General features: G+C 65.0%; 35 protein-coding genes and 1 pseudogene. 23 read left to right on the forward strand and 13 right to left on the reverse strand.

The annotated features are described in order from the left end of the window. Positions 1 to 6 precede the first annotated feature (6 nt). The 13 genes and pseudogenes from ACF8ML_RS20185 to ACF8ML_RS20245 form a co-directional block, all read right to left on the reverse strand. Positions 7 to 1905 (reverse strand): YqaJ viral recombinase family protein, encoded by a 1899-nt coding sequence (locus ACF8ML_RS20185; protein WP_392407767.1) that lies wholly within the window; start codon positions 1903 to 1905, stop codon positions 7 to 9. Positions 1906 to 2353: 448 nt separating this feature from the next. After that, a pseudogene (gene bet / locus ACF8ML_RS20190) lies at positions 2354 to 2857 on the reverse strand (phage recombination protein Bet); the annotation flags it as partial. Positions 2858 to 2978: 121 nt separating this feature from the next. Continuing rightward, positions 2979 to 3263 carry a hypothetical protein gene (locus ACF8ML_RS20195; protein WP_047471948.1) on the reverse strand — a complete coding sequence of 95 codons (285 nt, stop codon included), beginning with the start codon at positions 3261 to 3263 and terminating at the stop codon, positions 2979 to 2981. Continuing rightward, complete coding sequence (locus tag ACF8ML_RS20200) at positions 3260 to 3475, reverse strand: hypothetical protein (protein ID WP_392407768.1); 216 nt, start codon at positions 3473 to 3475, stop codon at positions 3260 to 3262. The genes ACF8ML_RS20195 and ACF8ML_RS20200 overlap by 4 nt, the downstream gene beginning before the upstream one ends. Next, positions 3472 to 3732, reverse strand: a complete 261-nt coding sequence (locus ACF8ML_RS20205; RefSeq protein WP_392407769.1) for a hypothetical protein — start codon at positions 3730 to 3732, stop codon at positions 3472 to 3474. Before ACF8ML_RS20205 ends, ACF8ML_RS20200 begins: the two co-directional genes overlap by 4 nt. Before the next feature lie 3 nt (positions 3733 to 3735). Beyond that, entirely contained in the window at positions 3736 to 4002 is a 267-nt protein-coding gene (locus ACF8ML_RS20210; protein ID WP_392407770.1) for a hypothetical protein, read from the reverse strand. Next, positions 3992 to 4333: a hypothetical protein gene (locus ACF8ML_RS20215; protein WP_392407771.1), complete on the reverse strand. Its 342-nt coding sequence runs from the start codon at positions 4331 to 4333 to the stop codon at positions 3992 to 3994. The genes ACF8ML_RS20210 and ACF8ML_RS20215 overlap by 11 nt, the downstream gene beginning before the upstream one ends. Before the next feature lie 492 nt (positions 4334 to 4825). Then, positions 4826 to 5122 (reverse strand): excalibur calcium-binding domain-containing protein, encoded by a 297-nt coding sequence (locus tag ACF8ML_RS20220; protein ID WP_392407772.1) that lies wholly within the window; start codon positions 5120 to 5122, stop codon positions 4826 to 4828. 275 nt (positions 5123 to 5397) lie between these two features. Further along, positions 5398 to 5679, reverse strand: coding sequence for an Arc family DNA-binding protein (locus ACF8ML_RS20225; RefSeq protein WP_392407774.1), 282 nt, complete (start codon positions 5677 to 5679; stop codon positions 5398 to 5400). Positions 5680 to 5775: 96 nt separating this feature from the next. Beyond that, positions 5776 to 5997 carry a hypothetical protein gene (locus tag ACF8ML_RS20230; protein ID WP_392407776.1) on the reverse strand — a complete coding sequence of 74 codons (222 nt, stop codon included), beginning with the start codon at positions 5995 to 5997 and terminating at the stop codon, positions 5776 to 5778. Continuing rightward, positions 5994 to 6215 (reverse strand): hypothetical protein, encoded by a 222-nt coding sequence (locus tag ACF8ML_RS20235; RefSeq protein WP_392407778.1) that lies wholly within the window; start codon positions 6213 to 6215, stop codon positions 5994 to 5996. Before ACF8ML_RS20235 ends, ACF8ML_RS20230 begins: the two co-directional genes overlap by 4 nt. Before the next feature lie 370 nt (positions 6216 to 6585). Further along, positions 6586 to 6969, reverse strand: coding sequence for a hypothetical protein (locus tag ACF8ML_RS20240; RefSeq protein WP_392407779.1), 384 nt, complete (start codon positions 6967 to 6969; stop codon positions 6586 to 6588). 18 nt (positions 6970 to 6987) lie between these two features. Continuing rightward, positions 6988 to 7611 carry a LexA family protein gene (locus ACF8ML_RS20245; RefSeq protein ID WP_392407886.1) on the reverse strand — a complete coding sequence of 208 codons (624 nt, stop codon included), beginning with the start codon at positions 7609 to 7611 and terminating at the stop codon, positions 6988 to 6990. A 307-nt stretch (positions 7612 to 7918) separates the two neighbouring features. Between ACF8ML_RS20245 and ACF8ML_RS20250 the strand changes: the two genes are divergently transcribed. From ACF8ML_RS20250 to ACF8ML_RS20360, 23 genes are all read left to right on the forward strand, one after another. Next, entirely contained in the window at positions 7919 to 8125 is a 207-nt protein-coding gene (locus ACF8ML_RS20250; RefSeq protein ID WP_392407780.1) for a hypothetical protein, read from the forward strand. A 61-nt stretch (positions 8126 to 8186) separates the two neighbouring features. Next, on the forward strand, positions 8187 to 8501 hold the full coding sequence (locus ACF8ML_RS20255) for a hypothetical protein (RefSeq protein ID WP_392407781.1): 315 nt from the start codon (positions 8187 to 8189) through the stop codon (positions 8499 to 8501). Then, on the forward strand, positions 8494 to 8850 hold the full coding sequence (locus ACF8ML_RS20260; RefSeq protein ID WP_392407783.1) for a hypothetical protein: 357 nt from the start codon (positions 8494 to 8496) through the stop codon (positions 8848 to 8850). Before ACF8ML_RS20255 ends, ACF8ML_RS20260 begins: the two co-directional genes overlap by 8 nt. Positions 8851 to 9202: 352 nt before the next feature. Next, positions 9203 to 9730, forward strand: a complete 528-nt coding sequence (locus ACF8ML_RS20265) for a hypothetical protein (RefSeq protein WP_392407785.1) — start codon at positions 9203 to 9205, stop codon at positions 9728 to 9730. Further along, positions 9723 to 9872: a hypothetical protein gene (locus tag ACF8ML_RS20270; protein WP_392407786.1), complete on the forward strand. Its 150-nt coding sequence runs from the start codon at positions 9723 to 9725 to the stop codon at positions 9870 to 9872. Before ACF8ML_RS20265 ends, ACF8ML_RS20270 begins: the two co-directional genes overlap by 8 nt. After that, entirely contained in the window at positions 9869 to 10741 is an 873-nt protein-coding gene (locus tag ACF8ML_RS20275; RefSeq protein WP_392407788.1) for a hypothetical protein, read from the forward strand. The genes ACF8ML_RS20270 and ACF8ML_RS20275 overlap by 4 nt, the downstream gene beginning before the upstream one ends. Next, positions 10728 to 11396 (forward strand): DUF6475 domain-containing protein, encoded by a 669-nt coding sequence (locus ACF8ML_RS20280; RefSeq protein WP_392407789.1) that lies wholly within the window; start codon positions 10728 to 10730, stop codon positions 11394 to 11396. The genes ACF8ML_RS20275 and ACF8ML_RS20280 overlap by 14 nt, the downstream gene beginning before the upstream one ends. Then, complete coding sequence (locus ACF8ML_RS20285) at positions 11393 to 11596, forward strand: hypothetical protein (RefSeq protein ID WP_088164599.1); 204 nt, start codon at positions 11393 to 11395, stop codon at positions 11594 to 11596. Before ACF8ML_RS20280 ends, ACF8ML_RS20285 begins: the two co-directional genes overlap by 4 nt. A 14-nt stretch (positions 11597 to 11610) precedes the next feature. Then, positions 11611 to 11982 (forward strand): hypothetical protein, encoded by a 372-nt coding sequence (locus ACF8ML_RS20290; RefSeq protein WP_392407790.1) that lies wholly within the window; start codon positions 11611 to 11613, stop codon positions 11980 to 11982. Continuing rightward, positions 11973 to 12179 (forward strand): hypothetical protein, encoded by a 207-nt coding sequence (locus ACF8ML_RS20295; protein WP_392407791.1) that lies wholly within the window; start codon positions 11973 to 11975, stop codon positions 12177 to 12179. The genes ACF8ML_RS20290 and ACF8ML_RS20295 overlap by 10 nt, the downstream gene beginning before the upstream one ends. After that, positions 12176 to 12403: a hypothetical protein gene (locus ACF8ML_RS20300; protein WP_392407792.1), complete on the forward strand. Its 228-nt coding sequence runs from the start codon at positions 12176 to 12178 to the stop codon at positions 12401 to 12403. The genes ACF8ML_RS20295 and ACF8ML_RS20300 overlap by 4 nt, the downstream gene beginning before the upstream one ends. Positions 12404 to 12414: 11 nt before the next feature. After that, complete coding sequence (locus ACF8ML_RS20305; protein WP_392407793.1) at positions 12415 to 12927, forward strand: hypothetical protein; 513 nt, start codon at positions 12415 to 12417, stop codon at positions 12925 to 12927. Beyond that, a complete protein-coding gene (locus tag ACF8ML_RS20310; protein WP_392407794.1) occupies positions 12924 to 13184 on the forward strand; it encodes a hypothetical protein in 261 nt (86 codons plus the stop codon). The genes ACF8ML_RS20305 and ACF8ML_RS20310 overlap by 4 nt, the downstream gene beginning before the upstream one ends. Then, positions 13172 to 13684: a hypothetical protein gene (locus ACF8ML_RS20315; protein ID WP_392407795.1), complete on the forward strand. Its 513-nt coding sequence runs from the start codon at positions 13172 to 13174 to the stop codon at positions 13682 to 13684. Before ACF8ML_RS20310 ends, ACF8ML_RS20315 begins: the two co-directional genes overlap by 13 nt. Further along, on the forward strand, positions 13681 to 13872 hold the full coding sequence (locus ACF8ML_RS20320; protein ID WP_310636038.1) for a hypothetical protein: 192 nt from the start codon (positions 13681 to 13683) through the stop codon (positions 13870 to 13872). Before ACF8ML_RS20315 ends, ACF8ML_RS20320 begins: the two co-directional genes overlap by 4 nt. After that, positions 13869 to 14342, forward strand: a complete 474-nt coding sequence (locus ACF8ML_RS20325) for a hypothetical protein (protein WP_392407796.1) — start codon at positions 13869 to 13871, stop codon at positions 14340 to 14342. Before ACF8ML_RS20320 ends, ACF8ML_RS20325 begins: the two co-directional genes overlap by 4 nt. Further along, a complete protein-coding gene (locus ACF8ML_RS20330; protein WP_392407797.1) occupies positions 14339 to 14476 on the forward strand; it encodes a hypothetical protein in 138 nt (45 codons plus the stop codon). The genes ACF8ML_RS20325 and ACF8ML_RS20330 overlap by 4 nt, the downstream gene beginning before the upstream one ends. Further along, positions 14473 to 14928 carry a hypothetical protein gene (locus tag ACF8ML_RS20335; RefSeq protein WP_392407799.1) on the forward strand — a complete coding sequence of 152 codons (456 nt, stop codon included), beginning with the start codon at positions 14473 to 14475 and terminating at the stop codon, positions 14926 to 14928. The genes ACF8ML_RS20330 and ACF8ML_RS20335 overlap by 4 nt, the downstream gene beginning before the upstream one ends. A 71-nt stretch (positions 14929 to 14999) precedes the next feature. Then, positions 15000 to 15548, forward strand: coding sequence for a hypothetical protein (locus tag ACF8ML_RS20340; protein WP_392407800.1), 549 nt, complete (start codon positions 15000 to 15002; stop codon positions 15546 to 15548). Positions 15549 to 15574: 26 nt separating this feature from the next. Next, positions 15575 to 16177: a hypothetical protein gene (locus ACF8ML_RS20345; RefSeq protein WP_392407801.1), complete on the forward strand. Its 603-nt coding sequence runs from the start codon at positions 15575 to 15577 to the stop codon at positions 16175 to 16177. Positions 16178 to 16215: 38 nt separating this feature from the next. Next, on the forward strand, positions 16216 to 16893 hold the full coding sequence (locus ACF8ML_RS20350) for a hypothetical protein (RefSeq protein ID WP_392407802.1): 678 nt from the start codon (positions 16216 to 16218) through the stop codon (positions 16891 to 16893). Continuing rightward, complete coding sequence (locus tag ACF8ML_RS20355; RefSeq protein WP_392407803.1) at positions 16890 to 18335, forward strand: terminase large subunit domain-containing protein; 1446 nt, start codon at positions 16890 to 16892, stop codon at positions 18333 to 18335. The genes ACF8ML_RS20350 and ACF8ML_RS20355 overlap by 4 nt, the downstream gene beginning before the upstream one ends. 1 nt (position 18336) lies before the next feature. Continuing rightward, a complete protein-coding gene (locus ACF8ML_RS20360; RefSeq protein WP_392407804.1) occupies positions 18337 to 20544 on the forward strand; it encodes a hypothetical protein in 2208 nt (735 codons plus the stop codon). The last annotated feature ends 11 nt before the right edge of the window (positions 20545 to 20555 follow it).

Raw genomic sequence — 20555 nt, forward strand, 5'->3', positions numbered from 1 at the left:
CCGGGATCAGGCGGGCGCGGTGAGCGAGTGGGCGAACTTCTCGAAGCCCAGGGCCAGCTTCAGGGCCATGCGCTTGGCGTCGGAGACCAGCACCAGGACGGCACCACGCTCCTTTCGGTACGGAAGGCCCAGGTCGTCCAGCGTCTCGGCGGACACCTTGACCGACAGGTTTTCGGCCTTCAGCTGCGCATTGAGCTGGCCCAGGGTGATCGTGGCGCCGGCCTCTTCGGCTGCGGGCGCTGCAGCAGCGCTGCTGGCCTGGGCCGTGCTGATGGCCTGCTGCGTGTCCAGCGCTGCCACGCCGCTGTCGTGCACGTGGGTTGCCGTGGCACTCAGGTCATCCAGCAGCGGCGCGGACAGCGCGCCAGCCTCGCGGCCTTCGGCGATGCCGGCCTGCGCCTGGGCGTTGGCCTGGGCCAGCTTCTCGCGGGCCTCGGCGTCTGCACGCTGCTGCTCTTCCTGGCGGATACGGGCCCGGTCGGCTTCGAGCTGGCGCGCCCGCTCTGCTGCCACGCGCGCCGCTTCTGCCGCAGCCGCGCGCTGGGCCCGGGCTTCTTCCTCCTGCCGGATGCGCTCGCGCTCGGCCTCCAGGCGCTTGGCTTCGGCTTGGCGGTGCTGCCCGATGCGCAGTGCGGCCAGGGCCTGGAAGTCCTCGGGCGCCTTGCCGCCCACGGCCGCGAAGTCGGCGAACAGTGCGATCCAGTCGCCGTCGTCCTGGCGCAGGTGCTCGCGGTTCGCTTCCAGCCGGCCGGCCAGCGCGTTGGCGTCGGCCTTGGCGTTGGTCAGCACCACGGCGATGGCGTCGCGCATGTTGTCCAGCGACTTCTTGCCCCGGATGGCTTCGGCAAAGCCGCCAGCCACGCGCGGAATCCAGTTGGCGCCCAGGCGCTGCTGGTTCAGGGCCGCGATGTGCTGGTCCAGGTTCGCCTGGGCACTGGCCACGATCTCGGCCTTGCGCGAGTCCTTCTCGGCTGCCACCAGCTTCTCGCGTGCCAGACGCGTGCTGCGCGCGAGGTTGCGCAGGTCGGCCACAGTGCGGCGAAAGAGCTCCACGTCCTCGATCTGTGCCAGGGCGCTGGCCTCGCCGGCGTCCAGCGCTTTCTCGGCGTCCTTGAGCATGCGGCACTCAGCCTCTGCGTCGGCGAACTCCTGGTCCGTGGCGGGCTTGGGCACCATCTTGTCGATGAAGCTGCGCAGCGCATCGCTGAAGGCGGGAAGGTTGTTCACCACCTGCAGGCTGCCATGCATCTGGACGGCCAAGGTCGGCAGGCTATCCACGGGCTCGGCCACCACGGGCGCCGCGCTGGCGTCGGACGGCACATAGGCGGCCACCTCCAGAGCCAGCTGCTCCCAGCCAGCAAGGATCTGGGCGCGCAGCTCAGGGTTCGGCGTGTACCAGCAGTGCAGCTGCTCCAGCAGCGTCCCGTCTGGCGCCCACTTCGTCGCCATGAACAGGATGCGCTCGCAGCCGGCCACGGCGGCCTGTTGTTCCATTTGCACCTGGTACTGCAGCGGCAGGTCGGCGCCCGTGCAGTCTTTGTACATGACCGCGCGAAGGCGGTCGTTCAGGCTCTTGTGCTCGAACGCGGTGTCGCTCATGAACGTGAGGCCGTCGAAGCTGGCAGAGAGCTTGCCCTCGGTGCCCACGCACGGCGAAAGCTCCTCGCCGATGATCTCTTCGGCCAGCGGCCGGGCCAGGGCCTCGAAGCGGTGGCCGTCGGCGAAGCGGCGCTCGGTGGCGGCGTCTGCCTCGGGCGCGATGCCCGTGGCCAGCTCGCGCACCAGCTCGCTGCGCGTCTTGTAGCTGCTGCAGCCCATCATGGCCGGCGCGTCGCTGGCGTTCCAGTGCTGGGCGCGGTGCTGGTGCCAGGCGGGTGTGCCCTGCGTGAGGTTCACGATCTGCATGTCATCCCTCCAGTTCAGCCACGCGGGCATCGAAGATCTCGGTGAGGCGCTGGCGTTCGGCCAGGTCTTCCACGGCGTCCAGCAAGGAGCCGTGCTTGTAGAGCGTGTCCAGGTCGGCCGCATCCTTCAGGTCCTGCTCCAGCTTGGTGGCGTCCACCACCAGCACGCCGTCGGCATCGGTGGTCGGGGCGAGTGCATCAGCCGCAGCACCTGCAGGCGCCGCGCTGGCGGCTTGGCGCTTCTGGACCTCGTCGCGCAGCTGCTTCTCCTGCTCCGGTGTGACCCTTCCCTTGCTGCCCAGCCAGGCCAATGCGTCTTCGAGGGTCTTGCCCTGGGCGATCCCTTCAAGGATCGATGGCAGGCGCGCAGCCCAGCGGTCGGCAGGCCATTCGGGTAGCACGACCTCGGCGGCGCCCATGTGCTTGACCTGCCCGCCCGCAGGCTGTGCTTCGACGATGCGCTCGGCCTCGTCCTGGTCGTAGATCCCGCCGTACCCGAATGCGAGCCGCGCGCACTGGATCATTGCCTTGTGGCGAAGCATTCGCTTCGGATGCGACTGCCAGGGGCCCGTGCCGCGCTTGCATTCCGCCATCCATTCGGTGACCTTGATGGGACGGTTACGGTCCTTGCGGAAGATGATGCAGGTGCAGCTTTCGCTGTCCTGCTCGAACTCGATCCCGTCGAACTGCGGGTGTGAGTTGATGATCCGGCTCCAGCCATCCACCCCGACCACCGGCACGATGCCGTTGTTCTTGTCGGGGAAGGCGTAGATTTCCTTGGTCCAGGGATTCAGTGCGTACTGGTTGGCCACCACCATCAGGGCGGTCATCTGGGCATCGGAGACCTGGCCCTTGAAGGCGGTTGCCTTGAGGGTCTCAATCAGGCCGGTGCCGTCACCCATATCCAGGGTGGTGGCCAGCTTCTGGGTGAGCGTGACGAGAGCGGAGTTCATGGGGGTGAATACCTCGGTGGTGGAAATGAAAACGGCGCTCAGAAGGCGCCGGGAGTGAGGGCGGCCAGGCCGAACGAGACGGCGCTCAGGCCGAGCCAGAGGAAGAGGTGGAAGAGGGCGTTCATGGCGTGGCCTGCTCCTCTGCCTCCGCTTCCGCCTTCTTGGCCGCAGCGACACGCTGCGCGGCCTCCTTGGCGACCACGTCCTGCACGAACTCCAGCACGGCCAGGGGGCGATATTCCTGGGTGAGGTGGCCTTCACCGTGCACGCGCTTGATGGGCAGAGGGAACCCCTTGGGCTGCTGGCCGTTGCGCAAGGTGATGGACATGTAGGCGTTGCGCAGGAGGTGGTTCACTGCCCCATTGGCCAGCAGCTGAATGTCGTCGTCGGCGTAGTACTTGCTCATGCTTTTTCTCCCATGAATTTCTTGAGGGCCTTCTCGGCCACATCGACCTCCCAGAAAAAGTCCCATGACATGGGCTCTGGGTTGCCTCGGTAGCCGACGATTCCTGTGCTGCTCTGGGCGACCTCCAGCAGACGCTGGAGCGCGAGCGCGAGGCCGCCGTTGATCTCCGCGATGCGCAGCAGCTCGTCGGTGTTGGGGTGTTCGCGCTTCATGAGCTCGGCTCCTTCTCGCGGGCACGCAGCATGGCGTCGGCCACGTCGTAGGCTTCGCTGGCCATCGCGTCGTAGGGCCAGGGGCTTTCGTGCCCGTGGTGAGCGATGTGCCCACTGAGGTACGCCTGCATCGCCAGCCCGGCGAAGTGGTCGCGCAGCAGCATGCCGCCGCTGGGCGCGATCTCGTAGCGTTCCTCGCCGTCGCTGCTGATGCCGGTGAACTGGGCGTTGAGGCCCGGGAATGCGTATTCGGGCATGGCCTATCTCTCCTTGAAACACGAAACGGTTCCGGCCTCGTAGACCGGGGTGAGGCCCTCGCAGGCCCGTGCCGCGGCGCGCGCAGTGCGCTGCTCCTGCGCCGTAGGCTGGGGCTCCTGTGCGCCGGCATCAGCGCAGCCGGTGAGGGCCAGCAGGCCAAGCACGACCAGGGCGGCGAGGCCCAGAAGCAGCGAAGCCCGCTTGAGGGCGGGCTTCTTGCGGCGGGGCAATTGCTGCAGCTGGATGGGAGGGCGGGTATCAGGCAGCATTGATGCCCTCCGGGTAGCGGTTGGCGATGTGGGCCATGACGGCGGTGCGCAGCTGCAGGGCCGGCTGGCTGACCATCAGCGCGCCGAGTGCCGTGATGCTGTCGTGATCACCGTCGGCGATGGCCTCGGCCAGCATTTCGTCGAACGACATGGGCAGTCCGAACGGTCCGGGCATGCGCTCGTGGAACCAGTCCACTGGCGTCATGAACGCCGCGGCGCGCTGCAGCTTCTGGAAGGCGCGGGCCCTGTCTTCGTCAGCCGCAGCGGCGCGGTGGTCCATCTCGTTCTCCCAGCGCTCTGCATCCGCGCAGGGGTTGGCGGTCATCAGCATGACGGTTCTCCAAAAGAAAACAGCCCTCTACGGGCTGCGGAACAATGGTTTACAGAGGCCTGTCGTTGCTCGGCATAGACTGCCGGCCACAACTCTATGAAAGGCTCCCACATGAAAATCGCTTTCGCCATGGCCGTTGCGGCCTTCGTTCTCGGCGGCTGTGCTGTGTATGACGATGGCTACCGCGGCGGGTACAAGAGCCATCCCCACGGATGCCCGCCTGGCCAAGCCAAGAAGGGCAACTGCTGAAACCAAGAACCCGCCTCGGCGGGTTTTTGTTTTTGCGGTGCGGGTGGCATCCCGGGCCGCAAAAGAAAAGGCCCGCGAGCGTTGACGCTGCGGGCCTTGGTGCAAAGTGCCGATGCCTTTAAGGCGTGCCTGGGAATTAGAGAGGGAGGGAGGAGGAACCCAGGCTCGGCGTGAAACTGTTGAACTCAGTATGGCCCGGACATGATCAGGAAAACATGTACGGGAGGTAAAAGATCGTTGGCATCAGTTGCAGAGTTGACGCTCGCAAGGGATGCCATCGTTGTCCCCGTCCATCTTCGTGTTGGGGCAGTTGCGCAAGAAGAATTTGGCCTCCTCGCAGGAGGTCATCTGCGAGCAGTGCGTGCGCCCGTCGCAGGTGTATTTGGGCGCGCTGGAGGTGCTGCTGCCCACGTCGATGCTGCGAGGCCGTGGCTCCGTCAGCAGCAGGGTGGGCGATAGGCCGCCAGTCTTGGCCTGATATGACGTGTATGCCTTCCAGGCCGCCACCGCGATCAGCACGTAAACAATGAGCCTCAGCATTGAATGCCCCTCTCTTGTTGTGATTGATATGGCGGGTATCGTAGCGCAGTCGGAAATGAAGATGGCCGGCCGTATTCGCCCCGGCTTTCCCTCAACAACGGTTTGGCGGACTCTCACCGCTTGCGGGTGGGCAACTACCCGTCACGATTGGCCATCAAGGGTGCTGGCTGGCCCCTGCAGATACCACCTGCAGCGCACTTTCGGGGCGGGCCACTCCAAGGCGCGCGCCCACCAGTCAGCACTCTTGATGGCCCCGGCGCCGTGCCGGGGAAGTTTCAATCGAGCGCTGTCAATCCTCTCTGTCGGGATTGCTCAGCCTGCGCCCGCGCCATGTCGCGCAGCTCTCGCAGGTAGCCGGCCATCTCGGCCAGCACTGGCTGCACCTCGGGTTGCTCTGCCGCGAAGTCCTCGCCCAGGGTCTGGGCCAGGCGGTGGACGATCTCGGCGTTGAGGCTGCGGTTGGCCGCGCCAGCCAGTTTGTTGAGGCGCGCATGCATATCGACGGGGAGGCGCAGCTTGCACTGCATGGTCAAGGTTGCATCCTCTGTTCTATTCACGGTGGTCTCTCCTGTGGTGGTGGCGGAAACAGAAAAGGCCTCCCGAATCGAGAAGCCTCTTTTGTTTGCCCCGATGACGCTCGGGGCGGGCGGTGTTCATTCGGATGTGAGCCGGCCGCTCTGGGTTGGCTTGTGCGTCACTGGGAGCGATTCGCCGCTCTCCGACCGGCCCGCCCACTTCCTGCTGCAGTCGTTTCGGAAGCCCCGGACGCCGGGCCAGCGTTGCTCGAATTCCTTGATCGGCATTGGGAACAGCTGGTCCAGCTCTTCGAGCGCCCCGTTGAAGTCGCTGAAATAGTGTTCGGTATCGGCCGTCATGGCTCGGGGCAGGGCTGCGGTGTCGTGGGGAAGCGTTTGATGAATTGATCCGTCACGAGGTCCGCGACAGCCATTGCCAGCTGCGTCGCCTCCGGGCGGCCGACGAGGCCCGGCTGCATCGTCAGCGGCAGCATTTCGCGCACCGTGGAGAACCATACCCTTTTAACTTCGTAGTCGGCATTGACCCACTGCGGGCCGTCGTACTTCTCTTCTGCCATGAGATCTCCTTCGTTGTGAAACCGCAGGACCCTGAATCAAGGCCCTGAGGTTTTCGGTCTGGCTGTTCCCGGAATCCCGGCTCCAAACCTCACTACGCCCCATCCTTCTCGGTGCAGGGGCAGCACCTTCATGGCTCCATGGGCAGGTCGGCTGTGCCTTCCTTTGAACCCTTCCCATCGTTTCCGACGCCGGTTGACCATCTGGCCGGTGACTGCCCTGGCGCTGATGCGCTGTGTGGGCTGCTGGGATGCACTGTAAGTTCACTAACATCATCTGTCAAGTGTACTTACTTGGAAATGTTAGGGTACTTTTGGAGTGGGCGAAAAAAAGCCACCTTTGCGGTGGCCTTTGGAGGGTCTGAAATCCTGTCTAACCGTAGTGCTTGAGTAGCTGGACGCCCACGAAAACTATGGTCGCGACGAAAGCGTAGAACAGCCATTTTGGCAACATGCTCTCACGCGCCGGGTGTCGCGAGAGTTCTTGCACTCGCTGTTCGATGGCCAGCTTTTCCCTCGCCTTGGCATCTTCCTCAGCTTTGCGCGAGGCCTGAAGGTCGCGGGCAACCTTTAATTCCATTTCGTCCACGATGGACTGAGCCCGATACTGGATGTACAGCGATTTGGCCAGTTCCGGCTGGCCGGCAGAGTGCGCAAGCGCCATTGCCCACAGCCCATCTGACTTGATTCCTTGCGAAATCTCAGCTGCGACTTTGGCGTAAACACCCTCTTCGATTTTTCGTGAAGCTGCTTCCATCTGCCTCTCCAGGAGAAATTACCCGTCTTCCCACTTGCCGAGGACTGTGCCGACGATCTTGAACCGATCGCGGATGGGTTCATGAGACGGATTAAGTGGCTGCAGCCACTGTCTCCCATCTTCATTCTTGTAGACCTTAAAAGTTACCTCATTCGAATCGTCGAGGCATGCGACAACCCGATCTCCGTTCAGTGGCGATCTCTTCTCTGGATCCACAAAAATGATGCACCCTTCCGGATAGGTGCGTGAGTTACCGCTGGGCGCAGTCATCGAGTCTCCTCTTACCCTTAAGGCAAATGAGTTCGACCCATAAGGCACTGGACAGTCGAGCCATCGTTCGGCGTCTCCTGGAACGAAAGGATCAGCGGCGTCGCACCATTTCCCAGCAGCTACCCAAGATATGAGCGGAATCTTGCCGCGGGATCCTTCTGCCGCCTCCACGTTTCCAACTGTAGGAGGCCCGAACTTTCGGCCTTGACCAGTGCTGATCCACATTGCGCTGTACCCGGAAGCACTCGCCAGCCTGGTGGCCGGCTCCAGTTTGATTGTCTTTGTGCGCCCGTCCTTCCACTGAGAAACAGCAGAGGATGAGACGCCCGCAGTGCTTGCGATATCTCCCACGGTCCAACCCTTGTCGGCCATGAGTTCGTTGATGCGTTCTTGAAGTGTCGTCACGTAAGTTAGCTTACTTGGCTTGCAGGTTAGTGTGCTTTTCTTTTGTTTGTAAGGCTGCTAACATGCGTGGCATGAACAAGACCGAAGCCATCCAACTTCTTGGGGGCTCTGTGGCGAAAGCCGCGGAGGCCATAGGCATCAACTCTCAGGCCATCTCGCAGTGGCCAGAAATTCTTCCGCCCCGCATCTCGGATCGGGTGGAGGCTGCGTTGTGGCGGATGAGCCAGGCCTCGGCTGCCCCAGAAGCACCAGCCCCCGCGCCCCAGGAGGCCTCATGAAGGTCGCCGATCCTCGTGCCACTGGACGGCACATCTTTATCTGCGACTTCTGCGGGCTGTCGTCTCTCGGCTTTCATTCGTCTGCCTTCCCTGGGCTGGTTCTCGCCGAGAACGGTGAATCCTGCATCTGCAGAAATTGCGCGGTCATGGCAGTCGAGATTTCCGACAAACCGGCCCCCGCCCAGGAGCCCAGCCATGCCTGAGCCCCACATGCCTCGCCGTTTCGGGCGTCTGCCGTGGCAGGCCAAGCTGAGGATGAAGCGGATGGACCGCATCTGGAAGGCGCGTATGGCCGAGTGGCGCGCAGCCGAGGTTCGCTGGGCGGCAGAGAAGGCAGCAGCCTCTGCCTCCGTCGCTGCACACGAAGAGGTCTATGCGGCACTGCAGAGCACGAACTGCACAGCCCCTGCATCTCTGCCGCAGCGCGCCATCTCCATCACAGACCTCGACGACCGCGTCGTCATCAAGGTGGGTTTCTCCGAACTGCGCCTGACCCCTGAAGAGGCCGCGCGCCTGTTCGCCATGGGGCGCGACTTCGGCGCCCCCCAGCCAGGCACTCAGGAGGCGGGCCATGCATGAAGACCTCAAGCGTAGAGCCATGGAAGAGGCCATTCGGTCGGCAGGAGACGTAGCAGCCAAGACTGCTTCGTCCCCTGCCAATGCAGCCGTGCAGGTGATCTGCGCAGCGCTGATCGCGCATCGACAACTGGAGATGGCTGGCAAGGCTTCCGGCGCTTCCGCTGCATCAGGAGCTGTCGCCGACGCACTGATGAGTTCTGCCGGCCTCAGCCTGCCTGCTCCGGAGGAATTGAGCGTGATGCAGTCACTCGGGCTTTCGCCACTCGTTCAGTTTCGTCACGCCAAAAACCAATCCGCTCCTCCAGCGCGTGGTTGGTTCCGTCTCTGGTTCTGGAGAACAGCAACTTGACCGAAACATCTTCCGACAGCTCGTCGAATGCTCGGCTGGCCGCAGCAAGTTGCGCGTTGGTGGCTGTCGCCAGCAGGCACCTGAGCACACACGCGTCTGCGATGACTATTGCCCGCAATTGCTCCAGGCGCTCGGCGAGCTCCTCTGTTGTTGGTGTCGTCATGTCCGCCCCTCTCGGGAATGGTTGTGTAGGAACTTCCATTCTGCCCCGGGAGGTGGCGGGCACCCCTTCGCTGCCGGCCCGCCGCCGTGCCAGCCCATACAGCAACGCATCCAGCTCCCTGCGGCTGACGTCCCATTCGTCGTCCAGGGCCTCGTCCTCCACGACCACCACAGCCACCAGGACAAAGACATGAACTACGACCACCTGCCACCTCAACACGCCCGGGGCCGCAACCCAGACCTGGAATTCACGAACCTGCGCATGAACCTGCCGGTGTTCACCTACCAGATGCTTGACTCGGCGATGCGAATCCGCGTGCGCTCGGGCGAGCCCCGCTGCAGCGTGAACCAGGTCATCAACGAGATCCTGGACCCGTGGGCCGACCTGCGTTGGCGCCAGTCCGACATGGACCTGCGCCTGACGCCGGAGAACCCTTTCGAGATCGTTTCCTACCGCCCGCGCGCCGGCCAGCCCGAGGTCGAGCTCATGGAAGTTCGCGCCTCGGTGCGCAAGTTCACCCTGGACGTGATCCAGGCGCACATCGAAGTCCTGTACAGCGGCGATAGCGATGCAAGCCGGGGCGATGTGATCCGCCAGATCCTGACCAGCTGGGCTTTGAAGCGTTGGCATGAGTCCAGTATGACCATGGCGAACGTGCCCGTGAATCCTTTCGCTGTGGCATCGGCTCTCCGGGGCGAGGATGGCGGCAATGTCTGAAGTCGTCAGCCTCGACCGCATCAAGACCCTGGCGGCTGCCGCGCGCGCCGCTGGCCAGCCCCTGGAGCAGGCATGCCCCTGGCCCGTGGAATCTACCGCTGGCCAGGCCTTCGCTGCCGCCTATGAAGGGCGCGCGCAGTGACTGAAACTACCGAGAAAACCAAGCGTCCTGCGTTCCAGTTCTACCCCGCGGACTGGCGCAAGGATGTCGAGCTGCAGTCGTGCTCCATGGCCGCCCAAGGCCTGTGGATCAACGCCATGTGCATCGCACACGAATGCGAGCCCTACGGCCACCTGATGGTCAACGGCCGCCCCATGAACACCGCGCAGCTGGGCCGCCAGGTCGGTCTTTCCGTGAAGGAATGCGAGGGCCTGGTCTCCGAACTGCTGGATGCTGGAGTGGCCCGCCGCACCGAAGAAGGGGCGTTGTTCTCCAAGCGCATGGTGCAGGACGAGACCACCCGAAACGCCCGTGCTGCAGGTGGAAAGACTGGCGCAGAACACGGAGCGAAGGGGGCTTCCCATGGAAAGAAAGGGGGGCGTCCTTCTCAACCGAAGGGGGGTTCTGAAACCCCCCTTACTGGAAACGGAAATACCCCCCTTCCTGGTTTCGAAGAACCCCCCCCTTCTTCTTCATCTTCTTCTTCAACTTCTCTTAATTCCGTTCCTGACGGAACGGGCGGACAAGCCGCCACCTCGCCAGGCGACATGGCCCGAGATGAGCTGTGGAAGGCCGGCAAGTCGCTGCTGGCACAGGCCGGAATGCCTGCTGCGCAGTGCGGGTCCTTCGTTGGAAAGCTGGTCAAGGACTACGGCGACGCCGTGGTCGTGGAGGCAGTCCGCGCTGCCGTGGTGACCCGTCCGGCCGACCCCGTTTCGTACCTCAAAGCCGCGTGCCAGGGCACTGCCGGCGAACGTCGCCAGCCCAACCGCCAGGAGGCGCTGGAGACCCGCAACCGCAACGTGGCCGACGCCTGGGCGGCCGGAGGAGATGACCATGCAGGCAGCTGACCGACCGACCTTCGGGCAACTCGTGACCGACGTGCTGGCGTACTACCGCCAGGACGCCAGCCGCTTCGTGCTGGACCTGTGGTGGAACGCCTGCCAGGGCTTCGATCTGGAGCAGATCCGCACTGCCATGCAGCGGCACTGCACCGACCCCGAGCGCGGCCAGTTCGCCCCGAAGGTGGCCGACCTGGCGCGCATCCTGCAGGGCACTGCCACTGACCGCGCTGCGCTGGCGTGGGGCAAGGTGCACGAGGCCATGAGCTCTGTTGGCGCGTACACCGACGTCGTGTTCGATGACCCGGCCATCCATGCCGTCATCGAGGACCTGGGCGGCTGGCCCAAGGTCTGCCGAATGGACCTCAAGGAGCTGTCCTACCTGCAGCACCGCTTCACTGAGTCGCACCGGGCCTACACCGGCCGGGGCCAGTTCGAGTTCCCGCGTCGGCTCATGGGCGACCGCAGCCCCGACAGCGAGTACGAGAAGCACGGCCTGCGCCTGCCGGCACCTGCGCTGGTGGGCGATGCCGCCCGCGCCAAGCGCGTGTACCTGCAGGGCAACGCGGCAGGCAAGACGGCGATCAGCTACCAGCCGCTGGAGGCCATCGAGGCCGCTCCCGCCGGCCTGCTGCCCGCAGGAAGGCCACAGGCAGTTGCATGAGCAACACCCCGAACCCCAGCGGCCGCCACGTCGCCATGTTGCAGAACCTGCGCGATGCGCTTTCCGCCGGCGCGGCGCGCGACCCGAAGCAGTGGGCGCGCGACATCTTGGCTGAAGCACAGCGCGGCCGGAAGGTCTCCGCAATCCGCCTGCGCTTCGCCCGCGAGGCGCTGGGCCGGGAAGCAAACGAGCAATTTTGAGAGGACCATCCGAGATGATCATCCCCATCCACAGTACCGAGCTGCGCGCCCTGGGCGCCGTGCTCCTGGCCAAGGCCACGCCCGGCCCCGTGATGGAGGCGCTGCACTGCGCCCACATGGAGACCGAGCTGGGCCACTGCATCCGCTTCGCCATCCGTGTGTTGGACGGCAAGGATCTGCCAGTGGACGTGCTCACCGTCTACGAGTTCATCCAGCAGCGCACGTGCTCCATCCGCTTTCCCGTGGGCAGCAAGCAGGCCACCCTGCAGCGGCTGGCCGAGCTGGTGCAGTACTCGGCCACGCCCGACGCCGCGCTGGCGTACTTCCTGAGCCGCGCCAATGCCGGCGAGGACGAGCTGGACGCCGGAGAGCAGCCATGGGCCTGATCCAGATGCTCAAGAACGGCGCCGTGCTGCGCTACCGCGAGGGCTTCGGCTTCTACGCCGTGAAGGCTGGCCTGCAGAGCCCGGTCAATCAGGGCCAGGCCGAAGCAGCTGTGCGCGCCGGCAAGGTCCGCCCCGAAGGCCGTGGCCCGGACAAGTTCGGCGTCTTCCACTTCGCCCTGTCGCGGGGTGCCGCATGAGGGCGCCATCCGAACGCAGCCTGCAGGTGCTGGCCTTCATGCGCGAGTTCTTCGCCGCCAACGACCAGCTGCCGCCGGCTGAATTCATCGCCAAGCACTTCGGCTGGGCCTCGGCCAACGCCGCGTGCACGCACCTCAACGCTCTTCGTCGGCATGGCCTGGTCGAGACCAACGCCTGCGGAAAGCTCCGCTTCGTTCGCGCCACCCCCAACGCCACCGAGTGAAAGAGACCTCCATGACCATCATCATCGGAATTGACCCAGGCCTCACCGGCGCCTGCGCAGTGATCGACCACCAGGGCGTGCGCGCCGTGTTCGACCTGCCCACCATGCCCGTGCCGGGCGCCGGCCCCAAGGCGCTCGTGAAGCGCAAGATCGACAGCCGCGCGCTGTGCAGCCTGCTGCTCAAGCACTGCCCGGCCGACGCGGCCAAGCCTCAGGTGATCCTGGAGCAGGTCAACACCATGGGCGGGGCCAACAACGCCGTGCAGACGCAGGGCAGCCTGATGCGCAGCCTGGGCGCCATCGAGACGGTGCTGGAGTGCCTGCGCTTCCCCGTGGAGTACGTGGCGCCCCAGCGGTGGAAGCGCCGCTACGGCCTGGGCAGCGACAAGAAGGAAGCGCTGGAGACGGCGCGCGGCCTGTACGGCGAGCTGCCCGAGCTGAAGCGCCAGAAGGACCACAACCGCGCCGAGGCCGTGCTGCTGGCCCACTGGGGGAAGATCGACCTGCTGGGAGCGCTGGCATGAGCAGGTACGGCAAACCCACCGCGCTCATCTCCGCCCAGGCGCTGGAGATGGCCGCCGCCGATCCGATGTGGGCCAACCACTGCGAGATCCACAAGGACACGGCGAAGAAGGCCGCGGCCGCGTTGCGCGCGATGCTCCGTTGGGATCGGGAGCAGATGGGCCTGCTGAGCGAGGCTCGCAAGAGGATCGCTGCGCTGGAGCAGCGCATCGAGCAGCTTGAAGCCGCTGGCGCGAAGGAGTCCTCATGCCCGCGCTGACCAGTCGCCCCTTCGGCCGCCGGCCCGCCGCCGCGCCAGCGCAGGACCGCGACGAGCGCCTGGCGCAGCGGGCGGCCCGCGCCATGACCAGCGCCCGCGCCACGGCCGGCATGGCTTGCGCCAGCGTCGTGGCCATGGGCCCGGCCACCACCGGCCAGGCCGTGCCCAAGGCCGAGATCCTGACCTGCGAGGCCTACCGCCGCGCCGTGGCCAGCCTGCCATGCATCTCCTGCGGCATCGAAGGCCAGAGCCAGCATGCCCACCTCAACCTGGGCAAGGGCTTCGCGCTCAAGACCGACGACCGCACCGGCTTCCCGCTGTGCTGCACCCGGCCGGGCATCGAGGGCTGCCATTCCGCTTATGACCAGTACAGGCTGGTCGAAGGCGGCAGGGAAGTGCACCGCGCCTACGGCCAGGAATGGGGCCGCATCACCCGTCACACGATCCAACAGCGTGGCCTCTGGCCCGCGCGCCTGCCACTCTGGAGCGAAGAAGCATGACCCATCCCACCGACAACCTGGTGCGCGCCACCTTCGGCGGCCGGCCCTATCCCCAGATCGAGGAGCTGGTCCAGGACCTGAACGACTGCCTGCGCGAGTACGCCGGCCAGATCCCGCTCGCCGCCGCCATCGGCGCGCTGCGCATCGTTGAGCACGGGCTGCTGGAGCAGCATGGGGAGGCTTCATGACCAAACTCGTCCTCACCAAAGACCAGCAGGGCAAGCTCTGCGGCAAGGATCCGGCCGCCCAGCGTGCCTACGCCAAGTTCCGCCGCGCCATCACGGAGCTGGCTCCGGGCGAGACCCTGGGTTTCTCCTTCTGGCTGCCCAGGTGCCCGGAGCACCACCGTTTTTTCTTCCTGAAGCTCAACCGCCTGCTGGACCAGACCGAGGCCTTCGACGACACCACGAAGCTGCGCCACTGGCTGCTGATGGGCGCCGGCCACTGTGATTTCGTGCCCGGGCTGGACGGCAAGCCCAACGCGATCCCCAAGAGCATGGACTTCGAAGCCATGGACGAGGCCGGCTTCTGCGAGCTGCAGCGCGAGATCGATGCATTCCTCTGGACAGGCCACGCCCAGGCAGTCCTCTGGCCCGCCCTGGACGTGCACCAGCGCTGGGCCTGCATGGAGTCGTTCATGGGAGGGTTCGAGCGATGAGCCAGGCCGAGTACTACCTGCTGCTGATGTTGGTGCTGGCCAGCCCTCGGATGAACGAATGGGTGCGCGGCGGCATGTTCGGTTTCTGCCTGGGCGCCTGCCTGTGGAAGACCTACGGAGGACTGCTGGGATGAAGCGCCACCACCAACACCGCGCGCCGGCCCCACTGCCGAAGTTCTGGCGGCCCAAGTTGGCCGAGTCCACGAAGGTTGAAGCCAAGCTCGTGCACCACGACCTTCTGCAGACCATCGCCCAGGGCGGCGCCACCTATGCGCACCTCCTTGACTGGATCGAGACCGGCACGACCTACAGCCGAATGATGTGGCTGCTCCAGCAGGATGGAGAGCCGCTGACCGAGGAGGCCGCCCAAGCCGTCAACGCGCAGATGGAGCTGTACGAACCAGTGTGCGCCCGCTGGGCACGCTGGGGGAAGGTGCAGCTGACGCAGTCAGAGCTGGAAATCGCGCTGCAAGCTGCCCAGGTGTTCGACCAGCTGCTGGAGATCGACCGCAACGGCATCGCAGTGGAGGCCGCGCACTGGTCGATGAAGGAGATGCTGAAGTTCCGGCAGATCCGGCCCGGATAAAGGAAAGCCCGCGCGAGGCGGGCGATCCCGGTCCTGTGACCTGAGCAATCGCAGTTTAGCCGGAGAACGCCATGACCACCACCACGCCACAGCACGACGAACGCACCACACGCGAAATCATCTGGGATCACATCCTGGAGATGGCGCATCTCGGCCAGAACATCACCCGCCAGCGGCTCATGGACCTGACCGGCAAGAGCTATCACATCATCGACGACCACGTCTCTCGGATGATCGACGTCGAGGGCATCCTGCGGCGGACCACCGATGGCGTGTACGAGCTGGTCAAGGGCCCCGGGGCGCCACGCCCGGTGTCCATCACCGATCTGGAAGACGGCATGACCCTGATCGAGGTCGGCGACCAGGAACTGCGGGTCTGGCCCCGCGAACTGCGCAACATCGCAATTCGCCTTCAGGGCAACGCCATGCAGCACAGCAACCTGCAGCTGCAGCACGACGTCGGCATGCTGGCCCAGGAAATCCAACTGCAGCAGGCCGCCCAGCGCCGCGAGATGTCCGCCCGCATCAAGGAGCTGGAGGGCAAGCTCAAGGCGCTGGAGGGGCGCAGGGTGGAGCCCAGCCCGCAGATGGACCTGCTGGCGGGTTCCATGATCCAGTAGCATCCTCGCCATTCAAGGAGGATTCAATGCAGAACGTTGTTGCGGAGTGGTTCGTTACTGGTCTTGGAATGGCTGTATGGGGCGTGCCATTCCTTGGATTTCTTTTTTGGTTGAGCAAGAACTACCTGACAAGCTATACGAGCAAGAAGGGTGAGAATCTAGCAACGAAGGAAGACATTCGAGACATTACGAAAGAGGTGGAGGCCGCAAAAGAGGATTTCAGTCACAGGTTGGAGAATCTCAAGACGCACAATTCTTTGGCGATGGTCGCTGCTGAAAAGCGCTTGAGCGTTCATCAGGAACTGTTTAACCACTGGAGAAGTATTTCTCTCTCCGTGACATGTGGAATTACTGAGGATATGGAGAGATTCACAATCGATGGAGAACAATGGCTATACGAGAACTTCGTTTACGTTGACGGCGAAGCCAGAGAAGCATTTCTGAGTGCGACGGATTACATTTATAAGTGGAGCGCGAGCATTGGCTCATCTTCGAAAGGAGATAATAAACTTGAAGCTGAGAAAATGCTTCTGTCAGCACAGGCCAGCATTCTCAGGGCAGTTTCACTTCCAAAAATGAGTGCGGAGAGCTTTAAAAATATGGCGAAGGTTAAGGTGTCACCCGCCTAGGGTTCGCCTAAAAGACACGCGCCCGGGAGACTCCGGGCATGCCATCTTCACCGCATCCCGATCAAGCCCCCGGCCCCCGCTCCCCTGACTGGGAGCGCATAGAGCTGGACTACCGGGCTGGCATCAAGAGCCTGCGCGAAATCGCCGAGGGCTCGGGCACCAGCCACGTCAACATCTCCAAGCGCGCCAAGAAGCTGGGATGGACGCGAGACCTCACCGCAAAGATCCAATCCAAGGCCGATGCTCTGGTTAACGCGGCCCTGGTTAACACCCCGGTTAACAATGCGTCTCCAGCGGCAGAGCGGGAGACGGTGGACGCCGCTGCAACGACTCAGGCGGCTGTGCGGCTGGCCGAGCGTGGCGACATCGTGCGGTGCCGGCGCATCTGTATGGGCCTCATGGATGAGCTGGAGCAGCAGAGCGCGAGCCCGAAGCTGCTGAGCGATGTGGCCGCCATCCTGCGCAGCGCCCCGGCCGAGGAACTGACCAAGGAGCAGCGCGGCAAGCTGGCCGAGGCGGCGGGCAAGGCCTCCAGCCTGGCGAACCGCAGTAGCACCATGCGCTCCCTGTCCGAATCCCTGCGCGTGCTCATCGGGCTGGAGCGCCAGGCCTATGGCATCCGCGACGAGATGCCCGAGCCACCCGCCAAGGGCATGGAGAGCGTGACCACGGCCGAGCTGCTGGCCATGCGCGATGCCGTGAGGGCGCGCGCATGAACCTCTCTCCCGAGAAGCAGGCCGCCATGCTGGCCATGATCGAGCGGGAACTGGCGGCGCGGCAGCTGGACCAGTACGGCCCCTACGGCAAGCAGCGAGAGTTTCACCGTGCTGGCGCGTCGTTCAGCGAGCGCCTGTTCATGGCCGGAAACCAGCTCGGCAAGACCAAGGCCGGTGGCGCCGAGTGGGCCATGCACCTGACGGGCCGGTATCCGGACTGGTGGGACGGTGCCACCTTTGAAAAGCCCGTCACCTTCTGGGCTGGCTCCGTCACCAGCGAAGCCACGCGCGACAACCCTCAGCGCATGTTGCTGGGGCCGCCGGCCACGGTGGATGCCTGGGGCACGGGCATGGTGCCGCGCGATGCCATCAAGGCCACCACACGCGCCATTGGCGTTGCCAACCTGCTGGACAGTGCTGTCATCCGCTGGGGCGGTGGCGGCGACGTGCAGGCCGGCGAATCCATCATCGCCTTCAAGTCCTACGAAAAGGGCCGCGAGAAGTGGCAGGGCCCCACCGTGGATGGCGTCTGGTTCGACGAGGAGCCGCCGCAGGACATCTACGCCGAGGGCCTGACCCGGACCAACAATGGCCAGCGCGGCCAGTTCGCGCAGACCACCTTCACCCCGCTGCTGGGCATGTCGGACGTGGTGATGCGCTTCCTGATGCCCGAGGCAGACGACCCGGGCGCCAAGGCCCGGCACGTCACCAGCATGACCATCTGGGACGTGGACCACTACTCGCCGGAACAGAAGCAGTCCATCGTCGCCAGCTACCCGGCGCACGAGCGGGAGGCGCGCTCCAAGGGCATCCCGACGCTGGGCAGCGGCCGGATCTTCCCCGTGGAAGAGGACAGCATCAAGGTGCAGCCTTTCCCGATCCCTGCCCACTGGGTACGCATCAACGGCCTGGACTTCGGCTGGGACCACCCCACGGCCGCCGTGCAGCTGGCCTGGGACCGAGACAGCGACTGCCTCTATGTGATCCAGGGGCATCGCCAGAAGGAGGCCACGCCCATCCTGCATGCCGCAACCATCAAGGCCTGGGGCGACTGGGTGCCCACGGCCTGGCCCCACGACGGCCTGCAACACGACAAGGGCAGCGGCGAGCAGCTGGCCGTCCAGTACGCGAAGGCCGGGCTGAGGATGCTCAAGGATCGCGCCACCTTCGAGGATGGCAGCAACGGTGTAGAGGCCGGGCTGATGGAGATGCTGCAGCGCATGCAGACCGGCCGGCTCAAGGTGTTCGCACACCTGGAGGACTGGTTCAGCGAGTTCCGCGTGTACCACCGCGAGGACGGCAAGGTCGTCAAGAAGCAGGACGACCTGATGAGCGCCACCCGCTACGCCGTGATGATGAAGCGCAAGGCCATCGTGCGGCCGGCCCCGGCCCGCGCTGCAGCCTCGGCCTGGCAGCCACTGGACAACGAGATAGGGTACTGACATGCAAGCCACCACCAACCATGGGGGCCTGCTGGCCCAGCAGCACGACGACAGCGGCGAGCCCCAGCGCGACCTGCGCGCCGAGTTCGTCCTGACGCTCCTGTCCAAGCGCCGCGAGGCCATTGCCGGCCGCGCCGGCTCCGGCATCGAGGAAGAATGGACCGAGGACGAGGAGCACTACCAGGGCATAGACGACGCCAACCGCAACTTCCAGAACGCCAACCAGCTGTACCGCAGCCGCAAGGCGGCCATCATCGGCGGCCAGCCCAAGCAGCAGGGCCCGGCCCGGTCGGTGGTGTTTGTGAATATCACAAGCTCGTATGTCGATGCGGCCAGCGCCCGCGTGGCGGACATGCTGCTGCCCACCGATGACCGGGCCTGGGAGATCAAGCCGACGCCGCTCCCCCAGCTCAGCACCGCGCAGCTCACCCAGCTGGCCCAAGCCATGGGACTGAATGACCCTGCTGCTGCGCAGGCGCAAATGCAGGCGCAGCAGGCCAAAGCCAAGGAGGCCGCCGAGCGCATGCAACAGGCTATCGAGGACCCGCTGGTGGAAAGCAACTGGCACGGTGAGGTGCGCCGGGTCATTGAGGACGCAGCGCGCATCGGCTCTGGCGTGCTAAAGGGCCCGTTCCCTGTACCCCGCACTGTGCGCATGACGCACAAGAATCCCGCCACCGGCTTGACCGAATTCGTCAAGGTGGACGAGGTGAAGCCTGGCTCCAAGCGCATTGATTTTTGGAATTTCTTTCCCGATCCTTCGTGCGGGGAGAACATCCACAACGGCAGCTATACCTGGGAGCGCGAGCACATCGGCCCGCGCCAGATCAAGGAGATGCTGGCCGACCCCACCTACGAGACCGCCGAACTGCTGGCTGTGCTGCGCGAAGGCCCTGCCCGCACACGCGAGGGCACGGAAGCCGTCTACCGGCCGGGCGAGAACGAGTTCGAGATGTGGATCTTCTACGGCCACTGCGCCCGCGAGCACCTGGCGCGCATGGGTATCGAGCTGGAGGAGGGCGACGAGGACCGCGTGCCCACGATGGCGGTGATGATCAACGACCGCCTGGTCAAGGTCGTGCTCAGCCCCCAGGAGGACGGCGAGTTCCCGTATGACGTGTTGGCCTGGCAGCGCCGCCCCGGCTTGCCCTGGGGAATGGGCGTCAGCCGGCAAGTCCGGACAGCTCAACGAGTGCTCAATGCTGGTTGGCGTGGCATGTTGGACAACGCCGGCCTGTCATCTGCCCCCCAGGTGGTAATCGGCAATGGCATCACTCCAGAGGATGGGGTCTGGTCGTTGCGTCCCGGCAAGATTTGGCGTGTTGAGGCCAGCGCGGATGTGTCCGACGTGCGCGGCGCCTTCAATGCCTTCGTGGTGCCGTCTGTTCAAGGACCGCTGCTGAACATCATCACTACAGCCCTGAAGATGGCCGAGGACACCACGGGCATGCCGGCCATGCTGCAGGGCATCCGCGGCGATGCGCCCAACACCCTGGGCGGCATGCAGATGCAGAACAACAACGCCACCAGCGTGCTGCGGCGCCTGGCCAAGCGGTTCGACGACTACATGACCCGGCCCCACATCCAGCGGTATTTCGACTGGATGATGACCTACTCGGACGACGAGAGCATCAAGGGCGATTTCCAGATCGACGTGCGCGCCAGCTCGGCCCTGGTGGAGCGCGACGCCCAGCAGCAGTTCCTGATGACGCTGCTGCAGGTGTCGGCCAACCCCATCTACGAGCTGGACCCAGCCAAGCTGGCGGCCGAGCTGTGCAAGGGCCAGCGCCTGGACCCCACCAACTTCCAGTACACGGACGAGCAGAAGGCCCAGCGCGCCCAGCAGGGCCAGGACCCGACTGTGCAGGCCAAGGCGCAGCTGCTGGCAGCACAGGCCCGCAAGGCCGATGCCGACGCCACCAACACCGGCATGGAGACGCTGTACAGCGGCGTGCAGACCGGCCAGCTCATTTCGATGAACCCGACCGTGGCCACGCTCGCCGATGGCTTGGCCAGGTCGGTGGGCTTCCAGGACCAGGACGCCGCCCCCATCGTGCCGCAGGGTGGATGGATCACGCCCCAGCAGCAGCCAGACCCTGGCGCCGTGCCCAACAACACCGACCCGCTGACGCCGCTGCGCCCCGACAGCCCGCTGCTGGGCGTGCGCCAGGGCATCGAGACGCCGGCCGCTGACGGCGCGCGGGGCTGACCCCCGGCCAG

Source organism: Delftia sp. WSY_10 (genome assembly GCF_043104705.1).
Taxonomy (GTDB): domain Bacteria; phylum Pseudomonadota; class Gammaproteobacteria; order Burkholderiales; family Burkholderiaceae_C; genus Comamonas; species Comamonas tsuruhatensis.